A 13,664-nucleotide genomic window follows, 5' to 3' on the forward strand; every position below is an offset into this window, starting at 1 on the left:
CGAAAGGCGGGCGGGTACGCCGGACCCTCCGCCACGCTGCGCGAGGGGCGGAAGACGGCGGGGGTCTCGACGCCCCGGGCCCGGACCGACGGTGCTCAGTCGGACGGTGCCGCACGAGACGACTTCTCAGGCTTCGTCCGCCGCATGTGACGCCGGTCCGGCCAGCCCGTGCAACAGCAGATCCGTGAGGGTGTCGATGACGCGCCGGTCGTCTTCGCCGCCGGGGGGCGTGAGCACGGCGTAGTTGAGGGTGACGAGCATCGCGCCCATCGCCACCGCGAGGAACTCGGGGTCGCCGGGCAGCTGGTGTCCGCGCTCGACCAGGTACTCCAGATGCTCCCGAATGGTTTCCGTCTGCTCGCGCAGGTCGCGCCAGGCCCGGCCCGTGCCGGGGTCGTCGGCCACCATCGCCTGGAACAGGGCGAGCGTGACCGGGCGGTTCTGCCGCATCACCGTCCACGCGACACCGAGGTGGTCGCGCAGCTGGTCGCGGTCGGTCAGGTCGTGGTCGCGGGGGTGCTCCAGGCCGACCATGCGCTCGTCTATCGCGTTCTCCATCTCGGCGAGGAGCGCCTGGAGCAGCTCCTCCTTGCCGGCGAAGTGTTCGTAGAACGAGCCGGTCGAGCGTCCGGCCGCGGCGGTGATGTCGGTGATCTTCGTATTGAGGTAGCCGCGATCGCTGAACAGCCCCCGCGCCGCGTCCAGCAGCGCGGCACGCGTCTGGGCCGCCCGGACCTTTCGACTGGCGGTGCTCGCCTGCGGCATGTCGTCCTCCAACGGCTGTTGACAGACGCCAGCGTATCTGAACAGACTTACGCTGAATCAATATTCAGTGAAACCAAATTCAGGGAGTCGTCGTGCGAACGATCGTGATCGGTGGCGGGATAGCCGGGCCCGCCATCGCCCTTGCACTGCAGCGGATCGGTCACGACGTGACCGTCTACGAGGCGTACGATGTCCCGCCCGAGGACGTCGGCGCCCACTTCAGCCTGGCGGTCAACGGCCTGCGCGCGCTGGAGAAGCTGGGCTGCCTGCGCGACGTGCAGGCGGCCGGACACCCCGTCGAACGGATGCGGTTCTACACGGAGGGCGGCCGCCTCCTGGGCGACGTGCCACGCCTTCGGCGCGAAGCCGACTCGATGCGCAGCGTCTCGCTCCAGCGCGGACGGCTCGTGGCGATCCTGCGGCGCGCGGCGCTCGACGCGGGCGCGCGGATCGTCACCGGCGAACGCCTGGTGGGCGGGACGGAGTCGGCGGACGGCGTGGTGGCCGAATTCGCCTCCGGCCGGCGCGACACCGCGGAACTGCTCGTGGGCGCCGACGGCGTCTGGTCGACCGTGCGCGGACTGATCGACCCGTCCGCGCCGCGCGCGGAGTACGCGGGGCTCTACGGGGTCGCCGGGATCGCCACCATGACGGGTCTGGAGCCCGGCGTCTGGAACCTCGTCTACACGCGCAACGGCGCCTTCGTGTACACCAGCATCGACGAGAGGACCCAGTGGTGGACGGCTCAGATCGGGGATCCGGTCAAGCCCGACCTGCGAGGCGTCGACGACGCGCAATGGCTGCGGCGCGTCACCGAGCTGTTTCCGGAGGCGATGCCGAGGGCCGTTGTCGGAGCCGCGACATCGATAGTCGCGTCCGGCTGCCTGAACGTCTGCGATCCGGTCCGGACGTGGCACAGCGGGCGCATGGTCCTGGTCGGCGACGCCGCCCACCCTGTCGGCGTCGGACACGGCGCCTCGATGTGCGTCGAGGACGCCTTGGAACTCGCGGCGGCGCTGAGCAGTGCCCCGACCGTCCCGGCGGCACTCGAGGCCTACGACGCGACACGCCGCCCGCGCATCGACAAGCTGCTCAAGCACGGGCACAACGCCCGTGAGAGCAAGCGGCCCGGTGCCGTGAAGCGGCAGGTCAACGCGGCGAAGATGCGCATGCTCCTCCCGTTCTTCGAACGGGCGCAGGGATACCTGTACGACTACGAGCCGCCCTCCCTGTCCGCCGTGGGCGGATCACAGTCCCCCACGCGCTAGACGGCCCGCCGGCCCGACGCCTCGCTCGTGAAGAGGGACCCGGGCGGCCGGCGACGGGTGTCGGCAGGGCCTCGTTCACAAGAGGCGCCGGTGCATGCCGGGCGTGCGCGTGCGGGATCGGATCCTCACGCCCGTCCGGTGGTGGCGTGCGACGTCCGTGACGGACACGGCACAGGACCGTACCGACCGACCCGAACGAATGACAACCCGGTGTGGCTCCACATCGAGGACGATGCGGCGCCACATCCATCGAGAAGGAGAAGCAGTTGCTGAAATCGCCGGTGAGGAAGAACCTGGCCATCGGGCTGGTGATCACGGCCGTCATCGCGTCGTTGTCGGTGGTCATCGCGGACGACGGCAGCAGGATGGAGGAGCTCAGGAAGTCGCTGATCATAGGCTTCTCGGTGACGGGGGCGGTGACAGGGGGCACCTGGCTGCTGCAGCGGAGGCGTTCGGCACCGTGACCGGCGTCCGGGCGCCGGCCCTGTGGTCACCGGCGCCGCAACGGCATCACCTCGTCAGTGGGCCGGGCAGGTGCGGGGCGTGCTTCCGGAACGGGGATTCCCAAGGGGGCCGGGGACAGGACCGTGAACCGGACGGGCCGCACCCGGAGCGGGGTGCGGCCCGTCTCGTGGGGCGGCCGGTCCGCCCACGGCGCCGTGGCCCCGGACACGGCGCTGACGATGCTCGACGCCATGACGCCATGACGCCATGACGCCATGACGCCATGACGCCATGACGCCGAACCCGCCGAACCCGCCGAACCCGCCGAACCCGCCGAACCCGCCGGACTCGTCGTCACCTTCGAGGTCTCACCGAGCGCGCTGGCCGCGCGGCTCAACTACCGCCACCGCGCGTCGGAGTGACGGTCGGTCGTCGCGGGGTCTGCCGAACTCTTCGATCGGCGCGGGACACTGCTCCCCGCCGTGTCCGGCGGCGATCGAACGGCCGGCCATCGCCTTGATCGGCTTCGGCGGTTCGGCGCTGACGCCCGCAGCCTCGCTCTCCTCGATCAAGTGGGCCATGGCCCACGCGTCGGTCCGGCCGATGGGGCGTTCTGTTCGACGGTCCGGTCGGCGCCGGGCCGTGCGTGAACGTCGAGCGGTGCGTCTTCCCGGAGTCCGTCGAGAAGGTGGTCCTCCCGGCTGCGCGTACGACTCCGTGTTTCACTTCCAACCCGCCGAAGGTCTGATCGGTATTAATCATTTGTAGATCGAATGTAAACCGGGACTCATGAGGATGGCGTAGCCGTCTGTTCACGGACGGCTACGACTAGAGAAAGGCATCCTCATGAGGCACGGCAGAACCAGCCTGTGGGCCGTGGGTTCGGCCCTGACCGCGGCGATGGCGCTCGTCGGCGCCCTCGCCTCGGGCGCCAGCGCCGAGCAGCAGCGCGACGGTGACGGTGAGAAGAGCGTCCCGATCTCACAGGCCGTCGGCGCCGACAACCTGCGGAAGATGAACGAGCAGCGTCCCCTCGTCGCCGCCGCGAGCATCCTGGCCAAGGCCCAGGAGCGGGGCCACTACGAGGGCTACACGGGCATCGGCCTTCAGGAGGACCACGTCACCCTGTGGTGGAAGGGCGACCTGCCCGAGCCCGTACAGCGGGCCGCGGAGCGGGCCCGCAGGACCGCTCCCGTGCAGATCGTCGCCGCGGACCACTCGCTGGCCGAACTCAAGGACGCTTCCGAGCTGTTACAGGCCCGACTGGAGAAGGACCCCTCGCTCGGCCACAGCGTCAAGATCCCCACTGACGGCAGCGGACTGGTACTGGCACGGGACACCACCCGCGCAGCACGCACCGCCTCCGCCGCGCAGGACCACAGCACGGTCGGCCGGATCGCCGGCGTACCCGTGAAGACGGTCAGCGAGGAGCCCCTCCAGGAACGCTCCCGTGTGAACGACGGCGCGCCGTGGTCGGGCGGAGCACAGATAAACTTCAACGGCGGTGCGTGCACGGCCGGGTTCGGCGTGCGCGACGCAAGCACGACCTACCTGCTCACCGCCGAGCACTGCGGTCGCAGCGGCAATCGGTTCACCAACCCGCAGGGCGCCTACATCGGTACCTCCACCAAGTCCAGTGACGCCCACGACGTGATGCTCATCCCCACGAACTCCGACAACTTCATGTACACCGGGGGGCCCGACAGCGACGCGGGCGTGCGGGTCGACGGCTGGGACCACGTCTTCCCGGGCGAGTACCTGTGCCAGTCCGGAATCACCAGCGCACGGGCCACGGGCGGCCCGGTCTGCAACATCAAGGTCCTCTTCTTCTACAACGACTCCGAAGACCTGGTGGAGGCCGAGCAGATGGACGGCCGGGACGTGGCCCGTAGCGGCGACAGCGGCGGCCCGGTCTACACCGCCTCGGCCGGCGGCGGCGCGATCGCCAAGGGCACGGTGACCCGTAGTGCGGGGGCGCGCCTGGGCTTCCAGGACTTCTACACGGCCACGCGGGACTTCGGCATCTGGATCAACAGGTAGATCCGTCCTCGCGGCCCGTGCCACGGCCCGCCCGGCGTCCTCCCGGCCGTGAAGGCCGGGGGCGGTTCGTACGGTTCGCGTCGGAGCGCTGAGCGACTTGAGGGCGTGCCGTCCGCCGGAGTGGCGGACGGCACGCCCGCACCGCGTTCGGGGGCGCTCGGTCCCGTCCGTGGGGCCGTAGCGGTGGCTGGTGCTTCCCGGTGGAGCCACCCGTGTCGGCTCGGGTCCGGATCTCCGGTCGGAGGGGGCTCATCGAAGTGCGCCCCTTCATGCGGCCCGAACGCCGGGGGCCGAAGGGCCGGCCCGGATCCACCACGGTCCTCGACGGCTTCCTCCTGCTTCCGTCACTTCCGTCGGCCGACCAGCGTCTTGTAGAGCTCCCGCTTCTCCTCCGGGGTCTTGGCCGCCCGGACCCGGTCCGCCCAGTCGCTCTTGATCTCGTCGAGGAAGGCGTGCCAGCTCTTGCCGTCGCCGCCCATCTTCGCCAGCTCCACCAGCCGCTGGTTGTTCTTCATCTTGCCGTCGCCGATCTTGTCCGGCTTGTGGCCGTGCAACGCGGACTCGGGGTTGGCGGTCGTCTCCGTGGACTTGACGCCGTGGTGGTAGCCGACCGGGCTGGAGGCGCCCGGCGCGATCGTCTCGATGCCGACGAGCAGGGAGCCGTCCGTGGACGTGGTCGGCGCGGTGAACACCAGGAGCATGTGGCCGTAGGAGCCGTTGGGGAGGATGACGTCGCCGTTCCAGTCCTTGGTGCCGATGCCGCCGATCGCCTGGTCGATCCCCAGCAGCTTCGGGGTGGTCACGCCCGGGAGGGCCTTCGACGTCACATTCGTCAGTGACGCCCCGATGCCGCCCTTCTCCACGAAACGGCCGGGCGTCCCGCCCTTGTTCTGGCCGATGGAGGAGCGGTGCGTGGCGAAGCCTCGTTCCTTGACGTGCTCGTCCTGCTTGCCGTCCTCGGTGACACCGAGGAATTCGAGCAGCTGATGGGGGTCGTCGCCGTCCTGGAGGGCGGGGATGCGGATGTTCACGCGTCCGCCGTGCGCGAGGGCCCGGATGACGTCACCCTCCCGGTAGTCGACGTGTTTCTTGTCCTTGGTGTACTGCAGGCCGTGCTGCAGGATCAGCAGGACGTTGGTGAGGATCTTCCGGGCGAAGGCGTCCTGCGACTCGTGTTCCGGCGCGAGTTCTTTCGCTCCGGGGTGCTTCCGGTCCTCCGGCACGCTCTCCGGGACCAGGGTGTCGAGGGCCGTCTCCCGGATCTGCGCGTCCCGCTCCGCCTCCAACTCCCGGCGCTCCTCACTGTCCTCGGGGAGCCCTTGGGTCTGCATGAAACGGCCCAGGGTGTAGGCGGGGTTGATCGGGATGGGGGCGCCGGGGGCGGGTCGCTGGGTCCGGAAGGCGAGCGTCGCGGCGAGGATGCGCCGGCCCGGGGTGAGCTTCAGCCAGTCCGAGTAGTCGGGCTTCTCCTCCGTGGTCTTGCCCTTGTCCCCGGATGCGCTTGTCTTCGCCGCGGCGGACCTCCGACCCTCGGCGATCCTGAGGCCGTCCGCCATGGTGCCGATGCCTACACGGTTCAGCCACGCCGGCCGCTTCTCCGACAGTAACTCGATGTCCTTGAGCTCTTTTTCCTGGAAGACCTCTCCGAGGACCAACCGCCGTTCCAGGACCCACCGCATCCTGGCGTCGGGAAGCAGCCAGTCCTCCGGCCACTTCTTGTGCGGCTCCCAGATGTTGAACTTCCGCTTCTTCTGGCGCGCGTGCTCCTCGATCGACCGGGCCAGCCGCACGATCGCCGCGTCCGGGTCGGTGGAGGTCTCCAGGGACGCCTCGTCGGGAGGATGGCCCGCCTCGGTCTCCTCCTGCTGCACCCGCTGGACCGCTGCGGTCACGGCCCGGTTCCCGGCGGTGCGCTGGAGCGCCAGCAGGCCGGTGGGGTCGTCCACCGTCCGCGAGGGGAAGCCCGGTCGTCTCTGCCGCGCGTCCCGGTCCTGCTGCCGTTCCTGCCGCTGCTGCTGCCGTATGTGCATCCCTCAGACTGACCTGTCCCCAGGTCCGTGTGCAAGGCCATGATCTTCGCGGGCTGCCGCCGGGGTATCACGGACTGACGGCCCTGACGCTCTCGCCGACCGATCGATGCGGCCGGGCGCATGAGCGATCAGGACCCTCCGCCCCTCGACGACGCCGGCATGGAGTCCGTCCCCGCCGGAGCGGCCGGGGCGCCCCGGGCCCGGCCCGGCTCGACTCGCCCGCCGAAGCCGACGCCCCGCGCGGTGCGGGAAGACCCCGTCCCCGACCATGCGCACGGGCGGGCCGGTTCGGTGAGCACGTCACCACGGCCAGGGTGGTCCGGGGCTCTTCCCGGTCCTGCGCCGCACCGGATTCCGTGGCCCCGGCGCGGTCGCCCGCGCCGGGGCACGCGGCCTCGTCACCGCCCCAGACGGACCGTGACGTACGCGTAGCCCTCGCCCTCGCGCGGTGCGCGGTTCCAGGACCGGGTGGTCAGGTGCGGCAGGATGCCCTCGGCCAGGGCGTGCCGGGGCAGACAGAGGCCGAACTCGTCCTGTACGGCGGCCAGCAGGAACCGCTCGTGGTCCGCCTCGCCGACGCCGCGCAGGACATGGTCCGGGTCGAGGGCCGCGGGCACCGGACCCGTGCGCTCGACGTCCGTGCCGCGCAGGGTGTACGCGTACAGCTCCTCGCCCCGCTCGGCGACCGAGAGGTGGAACACCGCCGGGGCTTCGTCGCGACCGCGGCGCGCCCACAGCACCACCGCGCGTCCGCCGCGCGAGGCGGCGGCGGCCGGGGAGACGAAGAAGTTCCCGGGCTCCGACGGCAGCGGGGCCGTGTCGAAGCCGAACGCCCACCCGGAACCCGTCCGGCCCACCGCCACCACGGCCCGGTCCTCCCACGGCGCCGAGTCGTCCCGCTGTCCGGCAGCGTGCTGTCTGACGTCGTAGGGGAACCATCCGGCGGGACGGCTGGGCGAAGCGGTCAGGCCCGCACCCCCCTCCTCCCCGACCAGGCCGGGCAGTGCCTCAGGCTCCACGCCCTCCACCCACAGGCATCGGTAGGAGCCGTACGGGGCGTTCCACCGCTGGGTCTGTGCCAGCCAGCACAGTCCCGGCGGATCCAGGTCCGGCACCGGATCGGGCACCGGGCCCTCCCGGCCCGCCCGGGGCGTGGCCAGCAGCTCCAGGCCGCGCTCCCGCGTCACCACCGGCCCCAGGACGGGGTCCCCCAGCAGACCGACCGGCGCCAGCAGGTCCGGCCCCGGCGGCGACCACGACGGCAGCGCGGCACGGATCAGCCGCCACGCCGTGTCCGTGTCCCCCCACCGCGCCGACTCCCACGCCTCGGCCACCGCTTCACCGAAGGCGCCGTCCGGCGCGTAGCGGTAGGAGCCGTCGCGCACCCGGGCGAGGATCGCGTCCGCGGCCTTTGTGACGCCGTCGTCGGTCTCGGCGCCCAGCGGGAACCCGCCGGGGGAGGCGCCGGGACGTTCCTCCCGCAGGTGCGCGGCGGCCATCACGGGCACCAGCTCGTCCGTGCAGCGCGGATCGGCGACGAGCGCACCGAAGCCGTGGCCCCCGTACCCGACGCCGTGCGCCAGCGCGTCCAGCTGGCGCAGCATGCCCCAGGCGCGGGGCCGCCCGTAGTGGCGGGCCTCGGTGAGCAGGTCCCGGGCGGTCTCCCACCTTCCGCTCAGGGCCTCCTCCCGCGCCCGCTCCACGTCGGCGTCCAGGGCGCGGGTGGTGGCGTTCGCGAAGCCGGGGAGGCCGGCCCGGTCGGAGTGGAAGACCTGGTACATCCGCTGCATATAAGCGCGGAACGACGGATACCGGTCCGGGAACTCGCCGCTCCACCCCTTGTAGACGTACAGGGCCCACTCGCCGTCCTCGTCGGTGTCACCCGGGTCCAGCAGGGCGTAGGACATGTCCGAGTCGGTCTCCAGCCGCAGCGCCCGCCGCCACATCCCGGCCAGCAGCACCTCCTGTTCGGTCGAGCGCTCGGTCAGCCCCTGCCGGTAGGCCGGGGTCATGTCGAACGGATCCCCGAACCACTCGATCTCGTGGGCCGCGCCCAGCCGGTAGACGGAGCCCCCGTCGAGCCGCCAGCCGTTGCTGGCCCCGAGGAACCCCCGGTAGGACGGGGGGAGCCGGACCCCCAGCCGCTCCTCGGCGGCGGCTATTTCCTCCTCGGCCGCGGGCGGGGCGGCGAGCGCCAGGTCGGCGAGGGTCGTGCCGCCCTCCGTCAGATCCTCCAGGTCGTCCTCGCCCGGGACCCATTCCTCCTGCCAACGCCGCAGGAACCGCTGCCAGTCGAAAGGGTGCTCGCTTTTCTCGGTCACGGGCCGAGTGTGGCAGCCGCCACCGACAACGACGCGGGCCCCAGGTCCCGGTGGCCGTGGCCCGGTCGCCGGACGACCGGAGCCGGGAGCACCGCCCGCGTGCGCGTGCGGACGCCGACGGCTGCCCGGCCCGGTCGGACCGCGGAGGTCACCTCCGTCGTGTCGCGGTCGCCGGCGTTCCCCTCGGCCGCGGCGAGCCGCTTGTCGCGGCGGACGGAGGACCGGAAGGAGGCGCCGATCAGGACGGCGCCGATGAGACCGGTGATGATCTCGTCGATCTCGTAGCGGATGGTGACGAGCAGGATCATCGCCAGGGCGCCGATGGCGTAGTGGGCGCCGTGCTCCAGGCAGCAGACGGCCTTCGCGCCGGGGAAGCTCCTGGCGGGGCGGATGTCGGCGAAGAGCTGGAAGTGCTTGCGTAGGGTGCCCGAGGGGCCACGGCGCTCACGAACCAGCCGCCCACCGAAGGGCTGCGGTTCCCCACTGGCACGGCGACGGCGCGAGGGCCGAGGTGACCGTGCGCTACGCCGATCACGCCCTGCGCGTGGATGTGCTGAACACCGGCCCCGGCGTGCTGACCGGCGTGCCGCCCGCACCGTCGGCACCGGTACGCACGGCCTCCCTGCGACGGCAGGGCACCGGCCGCGGACTGCTGGGCCTGCGGGCACGGGTCGCGGTGTACGGAGGAGACCTGGACGCCCGGCGCCGCCTCGGCGGTGGTTACCGCGCCCGGGCCCGCATTCCCCTGGACCGACCGTGACACCGGACGCGGCCGGGCCCGGGCCGTCGTGCTCGCCTATGAGGCGGGACTGGTCGGACCCGGCGGATGAAGCAGGACGGGCGGGCCCTGCCGCGCCGCCCCCGTGCCCGCGCCGACCGGGCCGGGAGCGGCCGCCGCCGGCACCGACGGCGAGGTCAACTGCCAGGTGGGGATCGGCCTGTTCCTGGCATCGGCCGACCTCTGCGTCCCGGTCGACTGGCGCCTGGTGCTGCCGGGGCGGTGGCAGAGCGACGGGTCCTGGCGCGCCGCGGCCCGCATCGCCGAGGACGAGGTCACGCCCGCGGAGGGAGCCTGCGCTCTCGATCTCGTGCGGGCTTGGACGCGCGCCACCCGCCGCGGGGGAGTCCCGGTCGTCGTCGACCTCACCCGGGTCCCGCACGACACCGCGTTCCTGCCCGAGGTCGCCGCGCTCGGGACGGGATTCGTCGCGCAGGTCCCCGGCGACACCGTCCTGCATCCGCCGGCCGGCAACCGAGGACCGGTCCTCGTGCGCCACCTTCTGCGCGGCGCCCCCGAGCCGCCCGGGAGCGGTGCGGGCGTCGTGGCGGTTCGCCCGGGCACGGACCCTCGCGGGTGCGGACCTGTGCCGCCCGGCTGGCCGCCGGAACGCCGGCCGGACGGCGGCGCCCCTGCAGGGTGATCGTCGAGCACCCGGCCAGGGAGCATCGCGCCCCGAGGTACTTCCTCACCGATCTCACGCACCGCCGGCCCGTGGACTTCCTCGCCCTCGCGGACACCGCCGACCGGACCCGCGCCACGGTGCGCCGGCTGCGGGACCACTTCGGCCTCGCGGACTTCGAGGGCCACTCCTACCCCGGCTGGCACCACCACATGACGCTCATGTCGGCGGCCTACGCCTTCGGGTGCCTGGCCGCGACGGGCACCGGCAGCCGCGCGGCCTGATCCCGCGGCACGGGACTCGACGGGCCGATCCCGGGGCGCGGGGGCACCCGGGCGGCGACGCGAGGGGCGGAGGGCGCCGTCGTGCGGCGGGCCGGCCGCCCTTCCGCCGCGGTGCGGGCCGCGCCCCTCGCGGGTCCCGTGGAGACCGCCGGCGCGTGCGACGCCTTCCGGGCCGGGTTCCCCGCCGGTGTCTCCCGGGGATACGGCCGCCACCGTGCCGCGCAGTCGGGCAGCGCCGTGGCCACCACCGTCCTGAGGCCGCGGAGGGACGTGCGGGTCACCTCACGCCGTGTCCGCCGCCGATCGCACGGGTGCGGTGAGCGCGACCCTCAGCCTGCCCGGACTGAGGGTGAGCTGGGGAAGGCGGGGCAGGGCGAGGCGCGTGTCCAGCAGGGTGATGTCCCAGTGGCTGAGCAGGGACGCCAGCAGCATGACGCCCTCCATCATCGAGAACTCGTCCCCGATGCACTTGCGGGCTCCGCCGCCGAACACCGTGAACGGGACCCGGGGCCTGGCGCCCCGGGCGTCCCACCGGTCGGGGTCGAAGCGCAGCGGGTCCGGGTAGAGCTCGGGCAGGTGGCTGATGAGGTACGGGCTGTACGCGAGGGTCGTGCCGCGGGGCAGGGCGTACGGGCCCAGTTCGGTGTCCTTCTCGGTCCGGCGCGTCAGGAACCAGCCGGGCGGGTGCATGCGCAGCGCCTCGGTGAACACCTGCCGCGTGTACGTGAGGTGGGGCAGATCCTCCCAGCGGGCCGTGCGGCCGCCGAGGACGGAGGTGACCTCGTCCGTGAGGCGCCGGTGCACGTCGGGGTGCGTGGCGCTGAGGCGCAGGCTCCAGTTCACCGCGCCGGCCGTGGTCTCCGTACCGGCCGAGTACATGGTCACGGCCTGGTCCACGAGTTCGTCGTCCGTGAGGGCGGGAGCGTCGCTGTCCGGGTCGCGGGCGGCCATCAGCATCGACAGGAGGGTCGCGCCTTCAGGGCTTCCGGGACCTTCGGCGTCGGCGTGCCGGCGGCGCTCGGTGGTGAGTCGCGCCATCGACCGGCGGACGCGTTCGGTGGCCTGCAGGTAGCGGACGTTGCCCGGTGTGCGCACCTTGCGCAGCGGTTTCGGCAGCAGGGTGTGCCGGGTGAAGCCGGCCATGAGCGTGTCGAAGTCCGACGCCAGGCGTGCGTGGAGGGCCGGGTCCAGGCGGGTGCCGAAGACCGAGGACAGCACGATGTCGGCGGTCAGACTGCGCGAGGTGACGCCCAGGTCGAGCACCTGGCCGTCGTGCCAGCCGCCCACGACGGTGTCGATCCGCTGTGTGATGATGCGGGCGTAGTCGGGGAACCTGGCCTGATGGAAGGCGGGCTGCATCAGGCGGCGCTGCCGGCGGTGCTCGGCCGCGGGACAGGTGGCGAGGCCCTGGCCGCCCGCTTCGCGCAGGCGCTCGAAGAGCGGGCCGCCCTTGTCGAAGATCCGGTCCTGGACCAGCACGGAGCGCGTCAGTTCGGGGTCGCACACCACCACGACGGGCATGCGGGCGAACCGGATCTCCACCACGGGGCCGTGCGCGGGCAGGGCGCGCAGGAACGCCAGGGGTGAGCGCAGGAAGGCCGGCAGATGCCCCACCAGGGGTCGGGCGCCGGGGGCCCGGGGCACCGCGGAAACGCTGTTCATGCCACCAACTCCTTGTGTTTCTGGGCCGATCGAGGCCGATCGAGGCCGAACGGGACCGGAACGTGGACTGTAAGGAAGGCGGGAGGCGCCGTCCATGCCGCATCCGGACGCGGACGCTTCTTCGGCATGCCTCTCCGAGGCGTACGTGTGATCTGGATCACATGTCATGTGTGGGCCGGGTCACGGTGTGTGCGGACGGGCCGGGATTTCGCCACGAAATGCCGGGTTCCGCTATTCGATGAGTGAGAATGGAGGTGGAAACTCCCCTTCCTTTCGGAAATTAATCAATTGCGTTCTGGCGTCGGTGAGTTGACGGACCCTAGCCTGTGGGTCACCTTCGACTGGTCACGGGGGAAGGCATGCGAATGAAGAGAACTTCAGTTCCGGCGGCGCACCCGAACCAGAATCCGAGTCGCGAGGAAATATCCCGGGTTCAGGAGCGCCTTCAGAAGGACCTGGTCCGGGTGCGGGAATCGCTGAGGTCATTGGTGATTCCCCCGCAGAGCCGAATCAGGGAACCGATCCGGTACACCGTGGAGAAGCCGGGCCGGCTGCTGAGGCCCACGCTGGTCCTGCTCTCCTCCTACCTGCTGGAGGACCTGCCGGAGGACGAACAGGACGCCGTCGGGCGACGGCGCGTCATCGAGGCGGCCGCCGTCGTGGAGACGCTCCACATCGCCACGCTCTGCCACGACGACCTGATCGACGACGCGGCGCTGCGGCGCGGCAGGCCCAGCACGAACGCCGTGTACGGCGACCCGCTCGCCCTGCTGGCCGGCGACTACCTCCTCGCGCGCTGCATGCAGGTCGCCGCTTCCCTGGGCACGACGCGGGTGCAGGCCATGGCCGACGCGCTGATCGACGTCTGCGTCGGGCAGATGCTGGAGTCCAGCCAACTGCACGACGCGCAGCGCACGGAGGAGGACTACCTCGCCGCCGTCTCGGGCAAGACCGCGTGCCTGCTGCGCACGGCCGCGGTCATGGGCGCACTCCAGTCGGAGGCGTCGGACGACGCCCGGGCGGCGCTGGAACGGTTCGGTCACCACCTCGGCATGGCGTTCCAGATCTGGGACGACATTCTCGACATCTGCAGCGAGGAAACCGGAAAACAGCAGGCCAAGGACATTGTGAACGGCGTCTACACCCTTCCGGTGATCTATGCGGTGAAAGACGTTCCCGACCTGGTGCTGCCGCTTCTGAACGATCTTCCGATCTCCGACGAACAATGCCGCAGGATTGTCGCCGCGGTGCAGGAATGCGGAGCGATCGGCCGGTCCGCCGAATTGGCGCAACGGTATATCGCGGACGCACTGCACGCCGTCGAAACGCATCCGGCGACCATGCGGAGAGCGCCCGTGGTACGGCAATGCCTGCGTGATCTCATCGACGTGTTCGCGACCCGGCACCCGGCACTTCACGTCCTGCCCACGGCGCTGTGAGGGAGGGTGCT

10 protein-coding genes and 4 pseudogenes are annotated in these 13,664 nt (G+C 71.7%); 8 read left to right on the top strand and 6 right to left on the bottom strand.

The annotated features are described in order from the left end of the window. Positions 1-126: 126 nt before the first annotated feature. A complete protein-coding gene (locus tag ACZ8ZB_RS26510) occupies positions 127-765 on the bottom strand; it encodes a TetR/AcrR family transcriptional regulator (RefSeq protein WP_470740132.1) in 639 nt (212 codons plus the stop codon). A 92-nt stretch (positions 766-857) separates the two neighbouring features. Here ACZ8ZB_RS26510 and ACZ8ZB_RS26515 point away from each other — a divergent pair, with 92 nt between their 5' ends. Next, positions 858-2,033, top strand: coding sequence for an FAD-dependent oxidoreductase (locus tag ACZ8ZB_RS26515; protein ID WP_470740133.1), 1,176 nt, complete (start codon positions 858-860; stop codon positions 2,031-2,033). Positions 2,034-2,299: 266 nt separating this feature from the next. Then, positions 2,300-2,497 (top strand): hypothetical protein, encoded by a 198-nt coding sequence (locus tag ACZ8ZB_RS26520; RefSeq protein ID WP_470740134.1) that lies wholly within the window; start codon positions 2,300-2,302, stop codon positions 2,495-2,497. Positions 2,498-2,845: 348 nt separating this feature from the next. Here ACZ8ZB_RS26520 and ACZ8ZB_RS26525 read toward each other — a convergent pair whose 3' ends face one another. Then, a complete protein-coding gene (locus ACZ8ZB_RS26525) occupies positions 2,846-3,058 on the bottom strand; it encodes an imine reductase family protein (protein ID WP_470740135.1) in 213 nt (70 codons plus the stop codon). Positions 3,059-3,323: 265 nt separating this feature from the next. Here ACZ8ZB_RS26525 and ACZ8ZB_RS26530 point away from each other — a divergent pair, with 265 nt between their 5' ends. After that, on the top strand, positions 3,324-4,517 hold the full coding sequence (locus ACZ8ZB_RS26530; protein WP_470740136.1) for a trypsin-like serine protease: 1,194 nt from the start codon (positions 3,324-3,326) through the stop codon (positions 4,515-4,517). A gap of 344 nt (positions 4,518-4,861) precedes the next feature. Here the strand turns inward: ACZ8ZB_RS26530 and ACZ8ZB_RS26535 are convergent, their stop codons facing one another. The 3 genes and pseudogenes from ACZ8ZB_RS26535 to ACZ8ZB_RS26545 all read right to left on the bottom strand — a co-directional run. After that, on the bottom strand, positions 4,862-6,547 hold the full coding sequence (locus tag ACZ8ZB_RS26535) for a PE-PGRS family protein (RefSeq protein WP_470740137.1): 1,686 nt from the start codon (positions 6,545-6,547) through the stop codon (positions 4,862-4,864). 398 nt (positions 6,548-6,945) lie between these two features. After that, positions 6,946-8,868, bottom strand: a complete 1,923-nt coding sequence (locus tag ACZ8ZB_RS26540; RefSeq protein WP_470740138.1) for an SMI1/KNR4 family protein — start codon at positions 8,866-8,868, stop codon at positions 6,946-6,948. Positions 8,869-9,005: 137 nt separating this feature from the next. Beyond that, positions 9,006-9,215: pseudogene (locus tag ACZ8ZB_RS26545) on the bottom strand (DUF475 domain-containing protein); the annotation flags it as partial. A gap of 155 nt (positions 9,216-9,370) precedes the next feature. Between ACZ8ZB_RS26545 and ACZ8ZB_RS26550 the strand changes: the two are divergent. The 4 genes and pseudogenes from ACZ8ZB_RS26550 to ACZ8ZB_RS26565 form a co-directional block, all read left to right on the top strand. Then, a pseudogene (locus ACZ8ZB_RS26550) lies at positions 9,371-9,628 on the top strand (ATP-binding protein); the annotation flags it as partial. Between the two features lie 103 nt (positions 9,629-9,731). Next, a complete protein-coding gene (locus ACZ8ZB_RS26555; protein ID WP_470740139.1) occupies positions 9,732-10,289 on the top strand; it encodes a transposase in 558 nt (185 codons plus the stop codon). A 104-nt stretch (positions 10,290-10,393) separates the two neighbouring features. Beyond that, a pseudogene (locus ACZ8ZB_RS26560) lies at positions 10,394-10,552 on the top strand (IS701 family transposase); the annotation flags it as partial. Between the two features lie 27 nt (positions 10,553-10,579). Further along, positions 10,580-10,795 (top strand): annotated as a pseudogene (locus ACZ8ZB_RS26565) (PfkB family carbohydrate kinase); the annotation flags it as partial. A 39-nt stretch (positions 10,796-10,834) separates the two neighbouring features. Here the strand turns inward: ACZ8ZB_RS26565 and ACZ8ZB_RS26570 are convergent. Beyond that, entirely contained in the window at positions 10,835-12,214 is a 1,380-nt protein-coding gene (locus ACZ8ZB_RS26570; RefSeq protein WP_470740140.1) for a cytochrome P450, read from the bottom strand. A gap of 464 nt (positions 12,215-12,678) precedes the next feature. On the opposite strand from ACZ8ZB_RS26570, the gene ACZ8ZB_RS26575 reads away from it, so the two are divergent. Next, positions 12,679-13,653, top strand: a complete 975-nt coding sequence (locus ACZ8ZB_RS26575; RefSeq protein ID WP_470740141.1) for a polyprenyl synthetase family protein — start codon at positions 12,679-12,681, stop codon at positions 13,651-13,653. The last annotated feature ends 11 nt before the right edge of the window (positions 13,654-13,664 follow it).

This window comes from Streptomyces sp. 12E, from assembly GCF_055633275.1.

Coding starts and splice junctions, on each gene's coding strand:
- ACZ8ZB_RS26510 (WP_470740132.1), bottom strand. CDS start 765: ATGCCGCAGGCGAGCACCGCCAGTCGAAAGGTCCGGGCGGCCCAGACG.
- ACZ8ZB_RS26525 (WP_470740135.1), bottom strand. CDS start 3,058: ATGGCCCACTTGATCGAGGAGAGCGAGGCTGCGGGCGTCAGCGCCGAA.
- ACZ8ZB_RS26530 (WP_470740136.1), top strand. CDS start 3,324: ATGAGGCACGGCAGAACCAGCCTGTGGGCCGTGGGTTCGGCCCTGACC.
- ACZ8ZB_RS26535 (WP_470740137.1), bottom strand. CDS start 6,547: ATGCACATACGGCAGCAGCAGCGGCAGGAACGGCAGCAGGACCGGGAC.
- ACZ8ZB_RS26570 (WP_470740140.1), bottom strand. CDS start 12,214: ATGAACAGCGTTTCCGCGGTGCCCCGGGCCCCCGGCGCCCGACCCCTG.